The organism is Staphylococcus lutrae (assembly GCF_002101335.1).
GTDB classification, from domain to species: Bacteria; Bacillota; Bacilli; order Staphylococcales; family Staphylococcaceae; genus Staphylococcus; species Staphylococcus lutrae.
The window spans coordinates 877380-901438 of the sequence record NZ_CP020773.1 but is presented as its reverse complement, the minus strand read 5'-3'; the positions used below and the strand labels follow the sequence as shown (position 1 = coordinate 901438).

Annotated in this window: 15 protein-coding genes; 12 read left to right on the top strand and 3 right to left on the bottom strand. The window is 40.5% G+C overall.

The features are described 5' to 3' along the window. Positions 1-224 precede the first annotated feature (224 nt). On the top strand, positions 225-1640 hold the full coding sequence (locus tag B5P37_RS04415) for a phosphate--AMP phosphotransferase (protein WP_085237091.1): 1416 nt from the start codon (positions 225-227) through the stop codon (positions 1638-1640). 110 nt (positions 1641-1750) lie between these two features. Further along, positions 1751-2626 carry an alpha/beta hydrolase gene (locus B5P37_RS04410; RefSeq protein WP_085237090.1) on the top strand — a complete coding sequence of 292 codons (876 nt, stop codon included), beginning with the start codon at positions 1751-1753 and terminating at the stop codon, positions 2624-2626. 110 nt (positions 2627-2736) lie between these two features. Here B5P37_RS04410 and B5P37_RS04405 read toward each other — a convergent pair whose 3' ends face one another. Beyond that, positions 2737-2946, bottom strand: coding sequence for a hypothetical protein (locus B5P37_RS04405; protein ID WP_085237089.1), 210 nt, complete (start codon positions 2944-2946; stop codon positions 2737-2739). Between the two features lie 209 nt (positions 2947-3155). Here B5P37_RS04405 and B5P37_RS04400 point away from each other — a divergent pair, with 209 nt between their 5' ends. From B5P37_RS04400 to B5P37_RS04390, 3 genes are all read left to right on the top strand, one after another. Then, a complete protein-coding gene (locus B5P37_RS04400; RefSeq protein ID WP_085237088.1) occupies positions 3156-10241 on the top strand; it encodes an Ig-like domain-containing protein in 7086 nt (2361 codons plus the stop codon). Positions 10242-10578: 337 nt separating this feature from the next. Continuing rightward, positions 10579-10779, top strand: a complete 201-nt coding sequence (locus B5P37_RS04395) for a hypothetical protein (RefSeq protein ID WP_169710777.1) — start codon at positions 10579-10581, stop codon at positions 10777-10779. Between the two features lie 57 nt (positions 10780-10836). Continuing rightward, positions 10837-11238 (top strand): hypothetical protein, encoded by a 402-nt coding sequence (locus B5P37_RS04390; protein WP_169710776.1) that lies wholly within the window; start codon positions 10837-10839, stop codon positions 11236-11238. A 127-nt stretch (positions 11239-11365) separates the two neighbouring features. Here B5P37_RS04390 and B5P37_RS04385 read toward each other — a convergent pair whose 3' ends face one another. Then, positions 11366-12118, bottom strand: a complete 753-nt coding sequence (locus B5P37_RS04385; RefSeq protein WP_085237085.1) for a DeoR/GlpR family DNA-binding transcription regulator — start codon at positions 12116-12118, stop codon at positions 11366-11368. 166 nt (positions 12119-12284) lie between these two features. On the opposite strand from B5P37_RS04385, the gene B5P37_RS04380 reads away from it, so the two are divergent. Genes B5P37_RS04380 through aldA form a run of 6 tightly spaced genes read left to right on the top strand, consistent with a single transcriptional unit; the run spans position 12285 to position 20407 of the window. Continuing rightward, positions 12285-14057, top strand: a complete 1773-nt coding sequence (locus B5P37_RS04380) for an L-fucose isomerase (protein WP_085237084.1) — start codon at positions 12285-12287, stop codon at positions 14055-14057. Continuing rightward, entirely contained in the window at positions 14027-15484 is a 1458-nt protein-coding gene (locus B5P37_RS04375; RefSeq protein ID WP_240622384.1) for a rhamnulokinase, read from the top strand. The genes B5P37_RS04380 and B5P37_RS04375 overlap by 31 nt, the downstream gene beginning before the upstream one ends. Before the next feature lie 12 nt (positions 15485-15496). After that, the gene (locus B5P37_RS04370; RefSeq protein ID WP_085237083.1) at positions 15497-16150 is read left to right on the top strand and encodes a class II aldolase/adducin family protein; all 654 of its coding nucleotides are present in this window, start codon (positions 15497-15499) and stop codon (positions 16148-16150) included. Positions 16151-16176: 26 nt separating this feature from the next. Next, positions 16177-17541 carry an MFS transporter gene (locus B5P37_RS04365; protein ID WP_085237082.1) on the top strand — a complete coding sequence of 455 codons (1365 nt, stop codon included), beginning with the start codon at positions 16177-16179 and terminating at the stop codon, positions 17539-17541. Continuing rightward, on the top strand, positions 17534-18940 hold the full coding sequence (locus B5P37_RS04360; RefSeq protein ID WP_244898637.1) for an alpha-L-fucosidase: 1407 nt from the start codon (positions 17534-17536) through the stop codon (positions 18938-18940). The genes B5P37_RS04365 and B5P37_RS04360 overlap by 8 nt, the downstream gene beginning before the upstream one ends. Before the next feature lie 33 nt (positions 18941-18973). Next, complete coding sequence (gene aldA, locus B5P37_RS04355) at positions 18974-20407, top strand: aldehyde dehydrogenase (protein ID WP_085237080.1); 1434 nt, start codon at positions 18974-18976, stop codon at positions 20405-20407. Between the two features lie 470 nt (positions 20408-20877). On the opposite strand, the gene B5P37_RS04350 is transcribed toward aldA, so the two are convergent. Continuing rightward, on the bottom strand, positions 20878-22395 hold the full coding sequence (locus B5P37_RS04350; RefSeq protein WP_085237079.1) for a M4 family metallopeptidase: 1518 nt from the start codon (positions 22393-22395) through the stop codon (positions 20878-20880). Positions 22396-22830: 435 nt separating this feature from the next. Between B5P37_RS04350 and B5P37_RS04345 the strand changes: the two genes are divergently transcribed. Then, the gene (locus B5P37_RS04345; RefSeq protein WP_085237078.1) at positions 22831-23991 is read left to right on the top strand and encodes an FAD/NAD(P)-binding protein; all 1161 of its coding nucleotides are present in this window, start codon (positions 22831-22833) and stop codon (positions 23989-23991) included. The last annotated feature ends 68 nt before the right edge of the window (positions 23992-24059 follow it).

The following is a 24059-nucleotide window of genomic DNA, read 5'->3' as shown; positions in this document are numbered from 1 at the left end:
AAAGGTGCAAAAACACTAGACCGCTTTATGACTGAAATGTTTTCGTAGGTGCACTTAAAAATGGACACATATTACAAATGTTACAGCGAAAATATAAAATGTAATGAAAAATCAGTGCTGAGATGAAGAAAATAATGAATGAAGATGAAATTTTGAAGGATCATCAAATTCAATTTCCCATCTAAAAAAGAGTCTTATATAATAAAGAAGATGAGGTGAGGAAAATGAAAAAATGGGAAAAGCTACGAATAGAAATTGCTGAATTAACACGTCAAACACATATGTTAGGCATACCCGTCATGATTGTTTTTGAAGGCGTGCCCGCTTCAGGCAAGACACGTTTAACGAACGAACTATTGCTTAATTTAGATGCAAAGTATACCAATTTTATAGCGACAAAGACACCTTCTGAATATGACTTGAGATTTCCATTTCTCCAACACTTTTGGGAAACTTTACCGGAGAAAGGGCATATTCATATTTATTTCAGAAGTTGGTATTCCCACTATGTCGATTATCAAGTTCATGGTATCCAGTATCCTTTGCTAAAAGATGGACAAGTTTTAATAGATGAAATGCATGATTTTGAGTCGATGTTACAGGCGGATCATCATGAAATCATCAAATTCTTCATTAATATTAATGAAGAAAAACGGCAAGAACATATCGCACAAATGCAATCGAATCCGTTAACCCGCTGGAAAGCACAAGAGTACGAACACATTGTTTCGCCGGATGTATATTTAACGTATTTCAAACCATTGTTAGATGATACATGGAAAGAGATTGATTACAGTGACCGTGAAGCAGCAATGACTCAAATGTATGAACATCTTCATGCCCGTTTGACACGTGCAATTCAACAACATCAAAAGAAAAAACAAGTTGTGGATGGTCAATTCACACCTGCGTTCCAAACAGCGCTATTTCCAAAACCCGATGAGAAAATATCTAAAACTGATTATCATGCACAAATCGAAGCCTTACAGCTCCGATTACGTGAGCTGCAATTTGCTTTATATGAACGTAAAATTCCTTGTGTACTTGTATTTGAAGGGATGGACGCGGCAGGGAAAGGTGGCAATATTAAACGCATACGGACGTTTTTAGATCCTACAGGTTACGCAGTCAATGCCATTAGTGCGCCGACAGATGTTGAATTGAACCACCATTATCTTTGGCGATTTGCGCATGTGATGCCTAAAAGCGGCCATATTGGTATTTTTGACCGGAGTTGGTATGGGCGTGTTCTCGTTGAACGTGTAGAAGGTTTTGCGACAAAAGCGGAGTGGTCGCGTGCCTATGATGAGATTAATGCATTTGAAAAAATGTGGGTCAATGAAGGCGCATTAATATTAAAATTCTTCTTATCTTTAGATAAAGACGAACAATTAAAGCGATTCAAAGCACGTGAAAAAGATGAAACCAAGCAGTGGAAAATTACGGATGAAGATTGGCGTAATCGTGAGAAGTGGGATGCCTACATTGAGGCGAGCCATGATATGATCACACGAACAGATACTGAAGGTGCGCCATGGTTTGTTGTACCAGCAGATCACAAAAAAACGGCACGGATCAAAGTATTGAAAAGTATCATTCGCAAGTGTGAAGAAAGGCTATGGGGAGTCAAAAATTATTAAAATACAACTTTAGCCCTGTTCATTTAATGGGAAATCATACTATAATCAATATGAATGACGGCTTCATTAAAACGAAGCATAATGAAACGATAGAACTGAGATAGAGAGGAATGTATGTCATTAAAAACATGCAAACATATATTAAGACATTAAGACATGCTGAAGCAGCACAACTTGAAATCGTGACAATGGGCGACCCGCATGCTGATAAAGCAATTGTGTTGCTTCACGGTGCCATCATGAATTATAAAATTATGACGATATTTGCGAAATATTTTGATGAAGCGCAATTGATTTTTATTAACGCACCTGGCCGTGGCGAGAGCAGTAGCATTGAACGAAATGACTACGATTTATCTGAGTATGCATTACGTATGAATGAAGTATTAGTCGAATGGGTTGAAACGTCACAGATTCAGGAGATGTCCATGATCGGCTATTCAATGGGAGGGCTGATTGCAACGAAACTTGCCAGTTATAATCAGCTCCCTATTAAGAAACTCATCTATTTAAATAGTGCAGCTAAAATCGACTATAAAGAATTGAGATTTTCAAAATTATTATATGAATTGATGAAAGATGTAAAACCTGGAGATCAAGGGACGATGGGTCAAAGTATCCCAAATTTTATTTTAGGCCAAGGGGTGTCTAAAAAACATCATGACACGTTTAATTTCACGCAATATTTAGCCCCTTTAGAAACGATGGTGACAGATTTAATGTATACGTTACGTGCGGATTATTTAGCAGACATTCAACGCATCGAACATCTGCCGGATGTCCTGTTTTTGTTAGGTGAAGACGATGTCATCTTTCCAAATAAAGACTCTCAGTTAACTTATGAAACGTACGAAGCATTAGGTGCAAAAGTCAAAGCAATCGTTTATCCAGAGGTGGGACATTTAGATTTTTTACGTGTATTAGATCAAACGAACGACCCACATCAAGGCAGTATCGTATATCATATTCATCGTTGGTTATCGTAAGCAGTATAAAAACAAGAGAGGGTCACTGTCTTCCTAACCCCTTGAAAATACAATAAAACAGCGCACGTGTCGAATAAAGAGACATGTGCGCTGTTTCGTGTACGATTTTATTAAAAGAAATCAGAAGGTAAGATATCATCAATATGAGTATTTTGAAGCTTTTGTACAGGTTGACTGTGAAGTACTTTTTGAACGGCTTCTGTTTGAATGAATTGGTTCTTATAGTTTTCGATGGTAGCGATATTTTCTTCATTGTCTAAAAACCGTGCGATGAATATGATGGCCACCACTGCAATGCCAGCTCTTATAATCGTACGCATGCTTATCCCCTCCCTTGTTGTAAGATTACTTTTATCATATATGAACATACAAAGCATGACATGCGTCTAGGGAAAGGAAAAAGTATCCGACTTTAGTACGAGGATTTCTGTGATAGGTTTAGCGTTTTAACTGTTCAATCTATATTTCTTCTGATATTATATAATTATAAATATTATGTTTTGAACAATTATAAAGGTGTGGAAGAATATTGACTAACAAAGATGAAGTAAAATTAAATCTACAAAGACAGCAGAAATTTGGAATACGCAAGTTTAAAGTCGGTGTGGCTTCGGTCATGTTTGCTTCTTTTTTCTATATGAATATGGCGCATGTAGCACAAGCGGCTGAATCACAAAAGTTAGAAATATCTACAGTAGAAAGAAAGACGGAGACGAAACAACCATCAAACCTGAAATCATTAGAGGAAGTGAAACGCAGAAAAGAATACGACAAAGACATGACAATGAATCAAACTGTTGGATCACCAGACAGTACGAATGTGCAAACAAATGATACAACTTTTGGAATAAAGGTGACGAACCCTTTATCACAAGAGAATAAGGGTGCAATAAAAGTCCAATCAAATGTGGCCGTTGCACCTGAAGCGCACCGAGAAGAGCGCACTGCATTTCGAGTGGCAGGTACAGATTCAGCATCAACTGGTACTAACGAAATACAAATGCCAAGTCAAGAACCTGCAAGTCAAGCACATACACAAGTGATCACGGTAAAAGGTGTTCGTGAAAAAGTTTATCGTAAATCAATCCCCGTTATGAATCACCCTAAAAAAGCACAAACACTAGGAATGGGACGTGGTACAGGTCAGGGTCGTGAAAGTTTAGGTTTGGTTATTCCCGCAAACATGAAGTTATATATTCGCCAGTCAGCTAGACATAATGAAGGTGATATTCGTGTGAGTCTTGTGACAGACGATAGCCGTCAAAATAGAGCCGTCGTTGTCCCGAAAAACGGGAATTGGGTGAATATCCATACGTCGATTGACAGTGGTGCATTTGTTTATTTGCCAAGAGGTTTTCGAACACAACCCCAAGTTGATTTTTATGTAGAAAACAATCAGGGGATGATGTTACCAACTTATCATAAAGGCGGAGACCAAGCATTATTTGAACAACAATGGCGTGATACGCAAGCGAGTTATGCATTCGTTGAAGGGAAATATAATGCGTTTTTACTTCCTAAAATCGATCGTAAACGAATTGAAGATATGAAAAAAAGTAAAGATGCGAATGCGTTTAAAACATTAGATCAGATGTTGAATTTTTATGATGATGTGATTCAAAAGTACAATCAATGGTCGGGATTGACAGACGATCCAAACGCTATTCACTACAACGTTGAACAAAAGTATTTCACAATGGCTGACAAACATGGGGCAGGAATTGCTTACTGGTCAAGGGATCATATGGGTTCGAATCAGCCATCATTACGGGGCTATTTACAACCGGGGTGGTTAGCACTGCATGAAGTAGGCCACGGCTTTGATGGCTGGATGATTGGCGATGGACATATGGAACTTGTAGAAATATGGAATAATATATTTGCAAATGAATATCAGACGAAAGTTATGGGTGTGAAAAAAGATTGGTTATATCAAGGAAAACAAACCCAGTACCAAAAAGCACTTCAAGATAAAATATTAAAAGACCCAAGTCATTTTACACTAGGTCGCACAAACGTCCGTGAAAGATTAGACTTTTTGACGAGAATGGTTCGACTCACTACATTCAACGGCGTCACTGATATGTTGAAAGCGATGCGTGAAGAAGCGGCAAAAGGGCATGTGGAAAAGGATGTGCCACGCTGGATTATTGAGCATTGGCTCGGTGACCACGGATACAATGGGCTTGCATATTTTGGAATATATCAAATTAAGTTGCCTAAAACACTCATTGATCAAGCGAACGCTTCTCGGAACGCTTACGTTTACCCATTGGCAATGTTGATCGACAATGCAGCAGAAAGAGCAAGATATGCAAAACAATTAGGATTGAGTTCTGTTTATGAGCTAGTACGCTCTTCCGATTTGAAAGATACGACGATTGATAGCCATGCCACAATTCACATTCATCGTAATGGTCAGCACTTACCAGAAGGAGCAGAAGTAAAGTTGGTTGATGGTACAGAAACCGTAGCAATTGGAACGATTCAAAATGATACAGTTAATTTTGCGCATATTCGACCAGGGGTATACAAAGTGATCGCACCGCTATCTCAAAATTATGCACTCCCTGAACATGCGTATCTCATTGTCCGTGAAAATGGAACGAATGAAGTGACGCTAGATTACCCGGATGCAAATAGCACGCAAAATGCAATGACGGAGCACATTTCACTCAAAGGATTAGCCAATGTAGAATTCGCCAGTATTGACTATTATCCATTGACAAAAACAGTTGTTTACAAGCAATCACCGGCAAAACCACATATCTATTATAATGATGAATATGCACATGTAACGATTCAAAATCAACAAGGAGAGCAATTGTTAGAGCGTTCTTTTATTGGAAATCGTCAATCGCCATCCGAAGTAGTGACATTTAAAATGGAGTATGGGGACACAATTCAAGTGAAGCATAGAGAAGCAACATCACGCCGACAGGTTTTTCGTTTAGAGAATCATGCTGAAATCCCAATGCCAAATAAAAAGAAAGAAACAGTCACATACCGCTTAACAGATAAAGGATTGATTGTTGATAATGAGACGCAAGAAGCAGCGGAAAGTCGTTATGCAAGTCAATTACAAAGTGATGTAAACGCAATTATTGAGACAATAAAGCAAAATCCTGGCAAAGATTTTCGTACGCAATTATATCGTGTTGTGCAAGGTGTACAACATGTTAATGGTCGGGAGAAAGAACGTCTTTTGACACAATTACAACCTTACATGGAAGAAACAACGACATTGAATACGCCAGAACCGACTTGGACGGTGACAGAATATGGTCGTGGATTCGTGGGCGGTAATGGACCTGCTCACGCCTCGATTGCAGTCACATTTCCATCTGGTACAGTTGTTAACACAACGGTAGAAAACAATGGGGAATGGACAGTGAATGTGCCGGTAAATGAATCTTTTCACCCAGGAGATGAAATTGCGGCTATTGCGACGATACAAGGCAAGTTTTCATCCCAATCTGTTCAAGCGGCTGTGACTGATACCATTGCACCTAGCCCCGTTGTAGTCAATCCATTTAACGAACATGACACAGTAATGTCTGGAGAAACAGAACCACATACAACAGTGGAAGTAAGATTACCGAATCAGCAAACGCTCACTACAATGTCGGAAGATGGGCATTGGTCAGTTCAACTTCCAGAAGGGATGGATTTGACTTCTAATGATCGTATTGATGTTATCGCAGTGGATGGATTTAAAAATCGATCAATGGTTAATGTTGTGACACCTGTTGATGTGACCCCTCCAGTAAAACCAACCGTAGCAACAACAGAATCTAAACAACATATCATTTGGGGAACAGGTGAGAAATATCAAGACCAAATTGAAGTGATACTCCCAAACAATACAGTGATAAAAACTAAAGTAGGACGTAATTTAACTTGGATGATTGGTGTACCGTTTGATACAGAATTAGTCGTGGGTGATGTTATTAAGGTAACAGAAATTGATCGTTTTGGTAATCGCTCGCAATCAGGGACTGGTGACGTTGTAGATACAACACCGCCAAGTCAACCAGTCGTTCAACATTTATTAGAAGGCTCATCGACATTAACAGGACAAGCTGAACCAGGTAGTCATATTATTGTACAGTTATCATCAAATCAAACTTTAGAAACAGAGACACAAGCGGATGGCACATGGCAAATCGATGCACCAGAAATCAGTCACATTACACGAGATGACGAAGTATCAGTGATTGCGCGTGATACAAGTCAAAATATGTCACAAGAGACAAAAGTGGTTGTAGATCCTAAATCTATGCCTCAATCGTGTCCCACCACAGAGGAAAGTGAGTCAGCTCAAACAGAAACACTATCAAAAGAAAAAGAAACATCAGCACAAGAAACAAATTCAAAGTCATCATCGAAAGAAACAGCAACGCCTAAAACGGATGACCAAGCGACATCAGAAGCATCGAGTCAAGAAGGTGCAACAGAGAAGGTACAAACACCAGAAAACCCGTTGTCCACACCTGAAACAACAGATACCGGTGAAACACAACCAGAAGCGGATCGTACATCGGGCACAGTTGATGAACATCATGGATCTGATTCGTCTGTAATGTCTTCGGAAATATCAGAGAATACGTCATCATCACCAGAGACGAATCCAGAAACGACAAATCTGGATAACGCAACAGCGGAGCCACCGGCACCAGAAAATTCAGATACGAAGTCAGAGTCACCGACAGGTTCAGAGGGGTCAACAAGTCCAGAGGAGAGTCAATCAGCATCACCGTCAGAAGAAGCGGTACCGGTTGAGTCGACGTTGACATCAGAAGTATCAGAAACAGGAAAGGATCAACCAGATGTAGGGGAAACGACAAATCTGGATAATGCAACAGCGGAGTCACCGGCATCCGAAAATTCAGATACGAAGTCAGAGCCACCGACAGGTTCAGAGGGGTCAACAAGTCCAGAGGAGAGTCACCCAACCCAACCGTCAGGAGAAATGACACCGGTTGAGCCAACACCGACATCAGAAGTATCAACACCAGAAACAGGAACGGATCGACCAGATGTAGGGGGAACGACAAATCTGGATAATGCAACAGCGGAGCCGCCGGCACCAGAAAATTCAGATACGAAGTCAGAGCCACCGACAGGTTCAGAGGGGTCAACAAGTCCAGAGGAGAGTCAACCAACATCACCGTCAGAAGAAGTGTTACCGGTTGAGTCGACGCCGACATCAGAAGTATCAGAAACAGGAACGGATCGACCAGATGTAGGGGAAACGACAAATCTGGATAATGCAACAGTGGAGTCACCGGCATCCGAAAATTCAGATACGAAGTCAGAGTCGCCGACAGGTTCAGAGGGGTCAACAAGTCCAGAGGAGAGTCACCCAACATCACCGTCAGAAGAAGCGGTACCGGTTGAGTCGACGTCGACATCAGAAGTATCAGAAACAGGAAAGGATCAACCAGATGTAGGTGAAACGACAAATCTGGATAATGCAACAGCGGAGCCACCGGCATCCGAAAATTCAGATACGAAGTCAGAGTCACCGACAGGTTCAGAGTCATCTCAACCAACATCACCGTCAGAAGAAGCGGTACCGGTTGAGCCAACACCGACATCAGAAGTGTCAGAAACAGGAACGGATCGACCAGATGTAGGGGGAACGACAAATCTGGATAACGCAACAGCGGAGCCACCGGCATCCGAAAATTCAGATACGAAGTCAGAGCCACCGACAGGTTCAGAGGGGTCAACAAGTCCAGAGGAGAGTCAACCAACATCACCGTCAGAAGAAGCGGTACCGGTTGAGCCAACACCGACATCAGAAGTGTCAGAAACAGGAACGGATCGACCAGATGTAGGGGGAACGACAAATCTGGATAACGCAACAGCGGAGCCACCGGCATCCGAAAATTCAGATACGAAGTCAGAGCCACCAACAGGTTCAGAGGGGTCAACAAGTCCAGAGGAGAGTCAACCAACATCACCGTCAGAAGAAGCGGTACCGGTTGAGTCGACGCCGACATCAGAAGTATCAACACCAGAAACAGGAACGGATCGACCAGATGTAGGGGGAACGACAAATCTGGATAATGCAACAGCGGAGCCACCGGCATCCGAAAATTCAGATACGAAGTCAGAGCCACCAACAGGTTCAGAGGGGTCAACAAGTCCAGAAGAGAGTCAACCAACATCACCGTCAGAAGAAGCGGTACCGGTTGAGTCGACGCCGACATCAGAAGTATCAGAAACAGGAACGGATCGACCAGATGTAGGGGAAACGACAAATCTGGATAATGCAACAGTGGAGTCACCGGCATCCGAAAATTCAGATACGAAGTCAGAGTCGCCGACAGGTTCAGAGGGGTCAACAAGTCCAGAGGAGAGTCACCCAACATCACCGTCAGAAGAAGCGGTACCGGTTGAGTCGACGTCGACATCAGAAGTATCAGAAACAGGAACGGATCGACCAGATGTAGGGGAAACGACAAATCTGGATAATGCAACAGTGGAGTCACCGGCATCCGAAAATTCAGATACGAAGTCAGAGTCGCCGACAGGTTCAGAGGGGTCAACAAGTCCAGAGGAGAGTCAACCAACATCACCGTCAGAAGAAGCGGTACCGGTTGAGTCGACGCCGACATCAGAAGTATCAGAAACAGGAACGGATCGACCAGATGTAGGGGAAACGACAAATCTGGATAATGCAACAGTGGAGTCACCGGCATCCGAAAATTCAGATACGAAGTCAGAGTCGCCGACAGGTTCAGAGGGGTCAACAAGTCCAGAGGAGAGTCACCCAACATCACCGTCAGAAGAAGCGGTACCGGTTGAGTCGACGTCGACATCAGAAGTATCAACACCAGAAACAGGAAAGGATCAACCAGATGTAGGTGAAACGACAAATCTGGATAATGCAACAGCGGAGTCACCGGCATCCGAAAATTCAGATACGAAGTCAGAGCCACCGACAGGATCAGAGGGGTCAACAAGTCCAGAGGAGAGTCACCCAACCCAACCGTCAGGAGAAATGACACCGGTTGAGCCAACACCGACATCAGAAGTATCAACACCAGAAACAGGAACTCCAGATGTCGAAATAGTAGAAACACCAACACCGGAAGCACCAGAAACAGGAACGGATCAACCAACTGTAGAGGAAACGACAAATCTGGATAACGCAACAGCGGAGCCACCGGCACCAGAAAATTCAGATACGAAGTCAGAGTCACCAACAGGTTCAGAAGTACCAACATCAGAAGCGAATCAACCATTGGCATCAGAGGCATCAACACCGAATAACACAATAGCAGAAACGTCGGCGGTAGAGTTAGATACAAATGTGAGTGAAGGCACAATAGAATCGATGGTGACTGTAACATCAGAACATATGAAGCCTAAGGTAGCAACATCGGAAAGTATGGAAGTAAAGTCAAATCCACCGACAAGTCGAGAAGCTTTGAAAACAGCATTTGCAACGAAAGTACCATCGTCTTCTGGAAGTGCAGTTTCTGAAACAGAAGTCTTACCAGAAACAGGACAATCAGAAGGTATAGATTGGAAAGCGATTGTATTAGTGCTGTTCGGATTAGGAATACTTTCTAAACGTTTTTCTAGAACGAAGAAAAAATAATCTTAATCAATGCACATATCGATTCTATGACGTAATAGAGATGAGCCTTAAAGTATCGAATAAAACGAAAAAGCAGATTGAACGACGGACAGGCGCACGATTAGTGTGTCGAAAAGACTTGTTGTTTTGAAATTTCAATCCATGCATGCGTCGTGATATTAACACGTTGAACTTCAATGGAAATGTCTCGAATTGACCTGTATGGGCAGGCACTCTTGGCGATGTCAATCTCGTGTCATTCGATTGTGATGAAATTTCATCATCGATAGATCTTTTAATCGATGAATGGCAAAGTCGTATCGTTAAAACGAATGTGTGCGAAACACATTTTTCTCAAGTGATAACGGATTATGATATGAATGGAAGTATCTTGTATAAAGACTATTTCAATCCCCATTACATGGTGACGGGATTACATTTTACTCCGTTGACGATAAACATGACAAAAGTTGAGGCAGAACGTGAAGTGGCAGGGAGGATTAATCTGCCACATTCACTCGGTCTCAATGTGGTAGGTCAGACAAAAAATGCTTGCTAAAGGTGGCTACACGTGATGGAGAAAGTGATCTAAACAATGGATTGTGCCCAACCCTCGATGTGTGTCCAGCAGAAATGGCTTATTGATATTAAAAATGAGCGAAGTCGTTTGAATTTGGGAAAGGATATTCGACAGGTGAAGACAACGAATATATCAAGAGGGAAAGATGTTTCTTTAGATTTTATAGCATTGTGTATTATGAAATATAGCGAAAAAGCGACGGTGGAAAAGCTAGTGCAGTCTATTCCTACATCTGCTGAGACATTGTTGGAACACAATGATTTTCATTTTTATGAACGTTATTATCCGGGTGTATTGTATTATATGGCGAAGCGGATGCGTCAAGCATTTTACCAAAAACTGAAAAGTTATGGCCTTTCATTATACGGCGAGCAAGATTGGCAGAGCTTTATTGCAGTCAGAGATTGGATCCGCCAAACGTACATACGGATGGATTGAGGAGACAAATCAATCATACGACAAATAAAGCGAGGTGAAAGCGACCTCGCTTATTTGTTTGCGCAATATCATTTCACTATATATGTAAGAATAAGTCCCTTTGTACTAAAAAACGTCTTACTTGAGTCTAGAGTACTTTAACATGGTGCTGTTGTAATACGGGATGGTAGATTTCAGGTAATGTGGTATCGCTTACGATGTAATCAATGTCTTTGAATGAAGCAAATTGAAAAAGTGCATCTTCGTGAGGGGTTAATTTGCTAGAATCCACGAGCAAGCAAACTTGACGTCCTTGACCAATCATTTCTTTTTTAGTAAAACCTTCTAATTCTCCGTTTACTGAAGCCCCATGGATCGATAGCGAACGACAACTTAATAACGTGATATCCGTGTAATAGTGATGAATCGTGTTGATCGCTTGAGAACCGACTAATGTTGCGGAGTCTGGCTTAAGCATGCCTCCTGTTGATATGAAATCTAAAGGGGTTGATGAGAGTTCATATAACATATTAATCGAATTTGTGATGACTTTGTATGATTGTCCTTCAATGGATAACAGACGAATGGCTTCCAACACTGTTGAACTGGAGTCGGCCATAATACTATATTGATTTTTAAGGAGTGGCAAAATTTTCTCTGCAATGGCTTTTTTCTTTTCTGGATGACTTGTTGCGCGATATGCATAGGGAAAGTCACTTTCAGAAATCAATGAAGCACCACCATGCTTTCTTTTGACGACGCCTTCCTTTTCAAGTTGTTCTAAATCGCGTCGAATCGTTTCCTCACTCACATTAAAAGCGATTGCTAAATCTTTAACATTGACATGTTTAAAAGTGTGGAGGCGATTCATGATTTCATTATAACGTTGAAACTTTTTCATACATACACCTCTTTTAATCACATTATAACTGAAAAAAACACAAAAAACCAAAAATAATTCGGTCATAAAACAACATTTTTTGTGAGAAAATGTTTACTTTGTGTAAGCGTTATCATATAATAGTTTTGAAATAGAGAGAATGATTCTATTTAAAGGAGGGGTTTAGATGTTTACACAGTTACCCAAAATTGGGATTCGTCCAACGATTGATGGGCGTAGAAAAGGCGTGAGAGAATCATTAGAAGTGCAGACAATGGATATGGCAAAAGCAGTAGCACAGTTGATTTCAGAGACATTGTGTTACCCCAATGGTGAAGCAGTCCAATGTGTGATTGCTGATACAACAATTGGTGGTGTTACTGAAGCAAACAAAGCTAAAGAAAAATTTGATCAACATCAGGTCTGTGCAACAATCACTGTAACGCCGTGTTGGTGTTATGGTTCTGAAACGATGGATATGAACCACAATATCCCACATGCGATTTGGGGATTGAACGGTACGGAAAGACCTGGGGCAGTCTATTTAGCCGCTGTTTTATCCGCGCATGCTCAAAAAGGGATACCTGCTTTCGGTATTTATGGAAAAGACGTTCAAGATGCAAATGACGGAACGATTCCAGATGATGTTAAAGACAAACTGATTTTGTTTAGCAAAGCAGCACTTGCAAAAGGATTGATGCATGGTAAAGCATATTTATCTATCGGAAGTGTCTCTATGGGGATTGCGGGTTCAATGGTCGACGAGCGCTTTTTCCAAAATTATTTAGGCATGCGGAATGAATATGTGGATTCGACAGAACTGATCCGTCGTATGGAGTTAGGGATTTATGACCAAGAGGAATATCAACGTGCATTAGATTGGACAAAAGAAAAATGCCATTTTGGTAAAGATACAAACGCACCAGAAAATCAATTATCAGATGAAGAAAAAGAACGGCAAGTAGAATTTGTCGTGAAAATGACACTTATTAGTCGTGATTTAATGGTAGGTAATCCGAAGCTGGCGGAGATGGGTTACGAAGAGGAAGCGGAAGGGCATTTTGCCATTGCTGCAGGTTTTCAAGGTCAACGCCAATGGACAGACTTTTATCCAAACGGCGATTTTATGGAAACGATTTTAAACACTTCTTTTGATTGGGATGGTACACGAACACCTTATATTGTAGCGACTGAAAACGACACGCTTAATGGGATTTCAATGTTGTTTAACTACTTGTTAACGAATACCGCTCAAATTTTTGCTGATGTTCGCACATATTGGAGCCCAGAAGCAGTGTCACGGGTGACAGGTGGACGACAATTAGAAGGCCGTGCCAAAGCGGGTGTGATTCATCTCATTAATTCAGGTTCAGCGACTTTAGATGGCACAGGTCAGCAACAACGTGCCGGACAACCTGCCATGAAACCGTATTGGGAGATTACAAATGAGGAAGTAGAATCGTGTTTGAAAGCGACACAGTTTAGACCAGCGATACAAGAATATTTCAGAGGTGGCGGTTTTTCGACCAATTACCTTACAAAAGGGGAAATGCCGCTGACAATGGTTCGATTGAATTTAGTCGCTGGATTAGGACCTGTGCTTCAAATTGCGGAAGGATATTCCGTGACATTAGATGATGATGTCCATCAGATTTTAGATGAACGTACAGATCCGACTTGGCCAACAACTTGGTTTGCACCGCGTTTAACAGGTGAAGGTGCTTTTAAATCTGTGTATGATGTCATGAATCATTGGGGCGCAAATCATGGTGCAATCAGCTATGGTCATATTGGTCGTGAACTGATTACACTGGCTTCTATGTTGAGAATTCCGGTTAGTATGCATAATGTGGCGGACGCCGACGTGTTCCGTCCGCGTGTTTGGCAACATTTTGGTACGGCTTCACTTGAAGGTGCTGATTACCGTGCGTGTCAAACGTTTGGCCCGGTTTATCGATAGGGGAAGGATTGATCGAAGTGACGAAACATATTGCCATTGATTTTGGTGCAAGTTCAGGCAGAGTGATATTAGGCCATTTTGATGGACAAAAAATACAATTAGAAGAAATCTATCGCTTTGCGAATACACCGGTTGAAATGAACGGTGTCTTGTACTGGGATTTTCCAAAATTATTTCAAGAGATTAAAAATGGATTGAAAGCGGTAAGTCGAGTGACGACAAATGTGGAAAGTTTGGCGATAGATACATGGGGTGTGGATTACGGTTATATCGATGCACAGGGGCGTTTACTCTTACTTCCGAAAAACTATCGGAATGAGGAGAAATTGAAATATCAAGAAGCGCTGTATGAAGCATTGCCCGAGTTGGAGTTTTATAAATACACGGGGATTGTACCGAGCTCGATTAACTCATATGTTCAGCTCTATGCAGATATACAAGCACATCCTTGGCTCAAAGATGTGGTGGCGCATGTCTTATTTATGCCGGATTTGTTTAATTACTTTTTAACACAGCAAATCAATATTAACTATTCTATTGCGAGTACGAGCGGATTGTTATCGACCTCAAAAAAGTGGTCGGACACCCTATTCGAAAAATTGGGTATCCCAAAACAATGGTTCGATCAAAGTGAGTTGACATTGAACAAGGTTCTTGGTCATTTAACGCCGTCGTTAATTAAAGAGACGGGTTTGAGTGAATTAAAAGTCATCGCATCGACAGGACATGATACGGCAGCGAGTATATTAACAGTCTCACCAAACGCTATTTTTATTTCTTGTGGCACTTGGTCAGTGATAGGCATTCAACGAGATGAACCAATCATTAACGAGGTTGCTTATCAGATGGGATTGACGAATGAGGGGACGTATGACGGTCAAATTAAATGTTTAAAAAATTTGAATGCGTTATGGATTTTACAAGAGTTGCAGCGATACTGGTCTGAACAAGGCCACGCTTATAGTTTTAGTGAATTGGTAAAAAGTGCTGAAATGGCACACATTGATAGTTTTATTGACGTTGAAGATGCTGCATTTCTGAAACAAGAAAATATGTATGAATTAATTCAGCAGCATCTTAAAGCAACAGGCCAAACCTTACCTGAAACGGTGGGTGAGTGGGTTCGCATCGTGATTCAAAGTATTGCAATGCAGTATCAGCGTACGATTTTGACAATTGAACGATTGTCGGGCCAATCTTATGACACTGTACATATGGTCGGTGGCGGGATACAAAATGCTTTGCTATGTCAGCTTACAGCAAAATATACAGGTAAAAAAGTAGTGACAGGCCCAATTGAAGCCAGTGCAATGGGCAATGTTTTAGGACAATTGTGCACGCTAGGTCTGATTAAAAAAACAGATATTCAACAGGTGGTCGCAGCGTCTGTGCAATTAAAAAACTATCGACCCAATGAATACGTATAGGAGGACGATATCATGACAGAAAAAGAACAACAGTTAAGACAACTGATTTGTGACATTGGCAAACATTTATTTAATAAAGATTTTGTTGCAGCGAATGATGGGAATATTTCGGCACGTTTATCAGAAAACGAAATTTTAGCGACGCCAACTGCAACAAGTAAAGGTTTTTTACAACCTGAAAATATTGTGAAGTTAGATTTAGAAGGTAATATTTTAGAAAGTAAAGCAGGGGTTAAACCTTCAACTGAAGTCAAGATGCATTTGCGTTGTTATCAAAAAATGCCTCAGTGCCAAGGTGTCGTCCATGCGCATCCCCCATATGGCACAGCTTTTGCGATTAAAGGTGAAACACTTAACAAAGCAACAATGCCAGAAGTGGTCATTGCAATGCCAGAAATTCCACTGGCGGCGTACGGCTGTCCCTCAACTGAAGAAGTGCCGGACTCTATCGAACCGTTCTTCAATCAATGTGAAGCGGTGCTGTTAGAAAGCCATGGTGCCATTACATGGGGTAAAGATTTAATCTCAGCGTACTTAAATATGGAACGCTTAGAATATATTGCAAAACTCACTTATATTACAAGACAAATTGATGGTGAGCGTGAATTGCCACAAGAAAGAATTGATGAACTCATTCAATTAAGATCATTTTATGGTATGACCTAACATAATAAAGAATTGAGGGGATTAATATGTCAAAACAATCAGGTATGAATTACAAAGCATCAGTGAGGGAAAAGCTTGCATATGGTGCCGGTGATGGGGCAACTGCATTTGCGGCCGTAATGGTAGGAAGTTTCTCCATGTACTATTTCACAGATGTCATTGGGATTTCTGCAGCGTTTTTAGGGAGTGTATTATTTTTCACACGTATTTTTGATGCCATTACGAACGTTTTAATGGGGTATGTTGTAGATAAAACAAGCACGAAATGGGGTAAAGCGAGACCGTGGGTGTTATGGTCAGCAGTGCCGCTTGCAATTTCAACCGTTCTGGTATTTAGTATGCCGACCAATTGGAGTGAATCCGCACTGAATTGGTATGTCGTACTGATTTTGAACCTTTACTTTTTAATCTATACGACGAGTAACATTCCTTATGGGACGTTGGGTGCATTGATTACACAAGACTCTAAAGAACGAAATAATTTAAACTTATTCCGTATGATTTCATTCTTCGTTATGATGCTTGTGATTTCAAATGTAACGATTCCTGCTGTTAAAGCATTTGGCGGCGACGCACATGCTTGGCAATATGTTGCAATTATTTATGGCGTATTGATGGTAATTATTTTTATGTTTACTTTCAAATTTACGAAAGAACGTGTAACGCAAACGAAAAAAGATAGAGAAATTAAATTGATGAAGTCATTCAAATTATTGATTACAAACAAATATTGGATTATGATTTTTGGCATTATGTTGTTGTCATGGGTATTACTCGGTATGATGACAGGAACAAACGTTTATTACGCAGATTACATTTTAAAAGATACGAGTGTTGTAGGTGCGATGTCACTATTTTTCACAATTCCTATGTTAGCTGGCTTTTTCTGTACACCATTCCTATTGAAGTATTTTAATAGAAGACCGCTTATTTTATTTGGATTGATTTTAGTTGTTATCGGTAGTGCATTGATGTTGATTAAAACAGACAGTCTCATGTTGGTTTACGCAACTTCAATTTTAAGAGGTTTAGGTTTTGCACCGATGATGGGAAGCGCGTATGCGATGTTGGCCGATACAATCGAATATGGTGAATGGAAGCAAGGCATCCGTAACGAAGGAATGATTTATAGCGGCGGCACATTCAGTACAACTTTAGCTGGAGGATTATCAGGCGCGATTACAGGATGGATTTTAGAATTTGGTGGCCATGTGAGTGGACGTAATCATTCACAACAACCAGAGAGTGTTTACACAGTAATTGAATTTATTTTTATTCATCTACCAATTATTTTAGCGGTCATTATTTTCATCATTATGTTGTTCTATAAACTTGATAAAATTTATCCAGAAATTGTAAAAGATTTAGAAAATCGCGTGCATCGTGAATAGAGAATATACAGGAGGTACGGAAAATATGTATTATACACCGAGTTGGGAATCGCTAAAGCAACATCCATTACCGCAATGGTTTGATGATGCGAAGTTTGGTATTTTTATCCATTGGGGACCTTATTCTGTTCCACATTGGGCAAATACGGAAGGAAAGTTTGGAGAAATTGATCGGGATCTACATTTTACATTAAATCCTTATTCAGAATGGTATCTGAACACTTTACGTATTGCTGGGAGTCCCACTGCTAAGCATCATGAAGAAACGTATGGCAAAGATTTTGAATATGAGCGGTTTGCGGATTTATGGAAAGCTGAAAAATGGGACCCAGAAGCGTGGGCATCTTTGTTTGAAAAAGCAGGTGCAAAATATGTTGTATTAACGACGATGCATCACGATGGCTTCAATTTATGGCCGAGTCGATACAACCAAGAATATAGTGTTGCGACAAAAGGACCGAAACGAGATTTAGTCGGAGAACTGACTGAAGCGGTGCGACAAAAAAATATGAAAATGGGTCACTATTATTCAGGTGGGTTGAACTGGCGCTTTACGTTTGAGCCGATTGTTACATTTGAAGATGTGAAGTATGTACGTCCAATCACATATGATTTTGCAGATTATGCATTTAAACAATTTGCTGAATTGATTGAAAAGTACCAACCTGATATTTTATGGAATGATATTGGTTGGCCAGATAAGGGATTAGAGGATGTCAAACATTTGTTTGCATATTACTACAATAAGGTACCAGAAGGTGTAGTCAATGATCGTTGGCACATTGAAAAAAATGCGCCAAACTGGAATCATCCCCCTGAAGCGTTTGAAACATGGGAAGATTTTGATACGAAAGAGTACTCTAACGATCATCAAGCAGCGCAAAAGAAATGGGAGTATACAAGAGGTATGGGCTATTCATTCGCTTTTAATAGTAACGAAGGGGATGAAGAAACCATTTCAGAAGAAGAGCTAGTGACTTTATTGATTGAAGTCGTTAGTAAAAATGGTAACTTATTACTCAATGTGGGACCTCGTCCAGATGGAACCCTTCCTGAAATTCAAGTCGAGCGCCTGCATCAGCTCGGTGATTGGTTAGCCATCAATGGTGAAGGTATATATGGTACACGACCAAGTGCACAGCCTTCAGTTCAATTGAACAATCAGACTCATGTTTACTTCACTCAAAAAGAAGATGTGACTTACGCCTTTTTAACAGGTCAAATCGATGAAACCGTGACGATTCAATTAGATCAATTGAAACAGGTGAAGCATGTTGAAGCGTTAAATTCAGCAGATGAGGTCGACGTGCTCATTGATGGTTCAAATGTGACATTGAAATGGTTGCATAAAGCTTCAACAGTTGCACACGGATTTAAACTCATACACGAAGACGAATAAACACGTTTTTGCGTCATATAAGGGGGTTATTGAATGGTGAAAGTATTAAAAGATTATGTGAATGGTGAATTTTTAGAGGGAGACGCGCAACAGATCATTGAGGTGGTGAACCCGTCAACGGAAGAGGTCATTGCCCATGTTCCAACAGGGCATACGGAACGGGCTAATGAAGCCATTGAACATGCAGATCGTGCGCAAAAGTCATGGGCTGCTTTACCTGCTATTGAACGTGGCGCCTATTTACGTCAAATTGCAGAAGGTATCCGGGCGCGTGCGGCTGAGATTACTGAGACGATTATTCAAGAAGGGGGTAAAGTCCACGCTCTCGCCGAAACGGAAGTGTTTTTTACAGCAGATTATTTAGATTATATGGCAGAATGGGCACGGCGTTATGAAGGTGAAATCATTCAAAGCGACCGTCAAGATGAACATATTTTCTTGTATAAAAAGCCGCTCGGTGTGACAACAGGGATTTTACCATGGAACTTTCCGTTTTTCTTAATCGCACGTAAAATGGCACCGGCGTTATTAACAGGGAATACGATTGTGGTGAAACCTTCAGTCGAAACGCCTTTAAATGCACAAATCTTTGCAGAGATTGTTCATGAAATGGGTTTACCTCAAGGGGTGTTTAACTTGATTAATGGCTCAGGTCGTGTCATTGGTGAAGTATTAGCCAAACATGAGAAAGTGGCGCTTGTATCGTTGACAGGTAGTGAGCCAGCTGGAAAGCAAGTGATGGCTTCTGCGAGTCAGTCATTAACGAAAGTGAACTTGGAACTTGGTGGGAAAGCACCGGCGATTGTATTTGAAGATGCAGATTTAGATGCGACAGTTGAGCATATTGTTGCGTCACGTATTATTAATACAGGACAAGTGTGTAACTGTGTAGAACGCGTGTATATTCATGAAAATATCAAAGAGGCATTCGTTGAAAAATTGGTTAATAAGATGTCTCAAATTCAATACAGCAATCCTAACACACATAAAGAAAGTGCAATGGGACCATTAATTAGTAAGAAAGCACAACAAAATGTACATCGCATTGTACAATCAGCAGTAGAAGCAGGAGGAGAACTGTTATTAGGTGGGACATTACCTACAGAAAAAGGTTATTTTTATCCCCCAACTGTCATCGACGGCTGTACGAATGAAATGGCCATCGTGCAAGAAGAAATATTCGGACCTGTGTTACCTTTGATTACTTTCAAAACATTTGATGAAGTGATTGAATTGGCAAATGATACGCAATACGGTTTAACTTCATCTGTGTATACACAAAACTTAAAGACGGCTTTTACAGCAGTGGATCGTCTTGAATTTGGTGAAACGTATATTAATCGTGAAAACTTTGAAGCGATGCAAGGTTTCCATGCAGGTGTGAAACATTCAGGAATTGGTGGCGCAGATGGCAAGCACGGTTTAGAAGAATATTTGCGTACGCATATTGTATATATGCAATTGTAAGATACGCTTGGAGCTAATGAAGCATCTCTTTTAGGTGTCGAGGTTCAATCGCTACCTATCAAAGGGCTATTTTAAAAAATGATCGTCATGTCAACAGCATCATGATGGAAAATGAATGAGATGTACTGTCATTCGGACTTCCTTCATTCAATCATTGAGAAAATGAAACGCACCCCCAAAGTAGGACTTAAAAATTCCAACTTTTAGGGGTGCGTTTTTATGGGGCAAAACATAATTTAATGCAGTATTCGATAATCATCCGAGCAAACCGAACGTCTTTGTCATACGGCCCATTTGGATGAGTCAATGGTCAACGATTCAATAGGTTTTCGTTCTCATTAGACACGCTTTAGCGGAACAAACATGTGATTTTGTTTGAATACGCATTGAGCCATAATGGGATGACGTTTTTGAGTCCATTCCTGAAATAGACGTCATTCTATTTACGAGAACGGCTTCATTGCGATAGATTAAACCCCAACTTCTTCCCACGCTTTTTTAACTTGATTCGCAGTTTCTTGGCCGTATAAATCAACGGCCGATTGATACAATGACGCTTTGGCATCTCTAAAATTTGAAGTTGTAGTGAGGTAGCTTGTTAATGCACGATAGTAAATTTGTTCTGAGCGTGTTTGTCCAAGTCGAGTGATTGTTAAATAAGCCGCTTTATTGGGAATACCTGAATTGGTATGCACCCCGCCATTATCATTGGATGTGTAGACGTAGCGACTCATATGTGAAGGCTGATTGTACAGTTCGGGATCAGACATGCTGCGTAGCGCGTCACCTGGACGACCTGGTGTGTATACATCCTCCCCGATTAAGAAGTCTTGGTTGTCTACAAAATGTGCAAAGACGTCTGAAAAACTTTCATTTAATGCGCCGGGTTGTCCTTGATACTCAAGTCCTGCCGTTGTTTGTGTGACACCGTGTGTAATTTCATGTGCAACGATGTCGTCGGCACCAGATAAGTTTGTAAATGTGACACCATCCCCATCACCGTAAATCATTTTATCCCCAATCCATGCGGCATTGTTACGATTATCTTGGCCACCATAGTTATTGACATGTGTAATCGATACAATATCACTATCACGGTCGTCATAGGAAGCACGGTTGAATGTTGATTTATAATAATCATAAACTTTTTTAGCATAATCGTTGGCATCTACACCGGCACTTTGTTCTTTATCAATGAAAGATTTATCTTTGTCTGTCATTAAATCTGCTTCTCCTGTCGCAGGATTTAAAGTATATGCAGACATGACGGCTGGGCTAGTGACATCTTCCAATGCATAACCTCCGCTAATACTATTAATATTGATTGATTTTGTATCACCAAGCACACCACGACCTGTTCCTTTCGTTGCTGCGTGTTGGACAAGGTCTGTTTTTTCTAGGACTTCACCTGTTGAAGCATCGATTTTAACATCCCAATGCGTTACAGTAGGCGTTGTCGTAACTAATTCGATATGATAGACATATTTATTTCGTGTTCCATCAATCTCCACAGTATTTTTCTTGACGACTTTATCTTCTAAGTTTTTGGCTTTTTCACGATTAAGATTCACATTTTTGAATGCTGACGCGACAGCATCTTCCTTAGAAATAGAGACGGCATTAGAAGGGTCTACTTTTTTCGCATTAGTTTCTCCATTAACGAGTACAACTTCATTTTTCGCATTGACGTGAACTTTAACTTCCTTATTTGTCGCATAAACATTGTTTACAACAGGTTGAAGTGTGTAATGCTTAAAACCAAGATTGTCGTTCTTAACGTCTACAACACGATAATCGGCATAGTTCTTTTTAATATCATGTGGCAGTTCTTTAAGGACTTTTGGTGCGTCAGATTTTTCTGACACTAGTGTTTGAAAATCTTGCTTGAGAGGTGTTTGATTTGACGTTTCAGCAACTGCAGGATTCGATACTGGCAAGAGTGACAAAGTTAAAGCGCCTGTTAACACAACTTTTGACAATTTATACATTAAAACAACTCCTTAATAATTGGTATATCAAAAGTTTAATAAATTTATAATTTTAAAAGATTACTTTTGCCTAAGTGTTTAAAATAAATGCCTAAACGTTATTTTTAAAATATATTTTTACACTTACTATGTTGAAAGACTTACTATTATTTTAAATTAAATAATCAAAAATAATGAATCTATAAAAATTATTTATTAAATATAATTTGGAACGTTTATAAATTGAGCGGTGGTGTCGAGTATGACTTGTTTTTTTTGACACGAAGATGAGAGACGCATGTGAGAAGAATGGCGTTTTATGCCGTTTTGTGTGCGTAGTGGCATGCGACATCATTTGAATCAAATCTTGTGTCATAGGGAGAATAAAGGTTGCAATGAGAATGATTTTCATTTATCATAAATCGTAATTATTACTATTTAGAAAGAGTGAACGCTATGATATATGAATGGGTAATTATTGGGGGTGGCGTCCATGCCACAACAATCGCCTTACAACTTCGACAACTCGGTTTATCAACGGAACAGCTGAGAATCATTGACCCACATCCTCGTTTGATGGCACAATTTGATAGACAGACTCAGCGTATCGGGATGCGTTATTTAAGATCGCCGTTAGTCCATCATTGTCATCCCGAGCCATTTGATTTAAAAAAATTTGCGCGAAAAGAAGGATATGTACAGCCGATGAAAGGGCCATATCAACGGCCTAGATTAGATATGTTTTTCGATCATTCGCGTGCATGGATTGACCACTTTGAATTGGAACGTTGTCATATTTGTCAAAAGGGTCAACATATCGTTAAAAGAGGGGCATATTGGGAAGTGACATTAGCGCAAGGTCAAAAGATTCAAGCACAGCATGTGGTGTTAGCGATGGGGACACATCACACACCGCTGATTCCAGAAATATTTCAAAATCAACCTGATGTACAACATATCCATAGTCGAACGATTGATCACCATATGGAAGTGTCTCATGTTGTGGGCAGTGGGATTTCGGCGGGACATCTTGTGATCAAATTAATCACGGAACATCAAGATAAAACGGTACATTTATGGATGAAAAAGCCGTTTGATATTCATCATTTTGATGCAGACCCCGCTTGGCTAGGGCCGAAAAATATGAAACCTTTTGAAGCATTGCCGTTGTTTGAAAGAATGCGCGTTAACAAAGTGGAACGTCATAAAGGGTCGATGCCAAGAGACATGTATATGACGTTGAAAAACTATGAAAAATTGGGACGTCTCGTCGTGCACCATGAACCAATTGAGCAACTGACTGATCACCACATTATTGCAGGAGACACTCAAATAAAGTATGACGGTATTTATCTAGCGACAGGCTTTGTTCCTGATGTCATGACACAACCTTTAATTCAAGATATTGCACGTTTACCAGAAGCGCAGTTCGTTGCAGGTTATCCTCAAGTCTCGAAACAATTAGAATGGGTTCCTCAGATTTATGTGTCAGGCATGTTGGCAGATCTGGCTTTAGGTCCATTTGCGCGTAATATTATGGGTGGAAGACAGGCGGCATTGCGGATTGGTAAAGTCTATTTGGAGAAGCGACAAGCACTTCATAACGCGGTAAGTTGATGGCTAATATCGCAATAGAGGCTAGGCATTTCATCGTATATCCGATATAATGCGGGTGATAGGAGCGA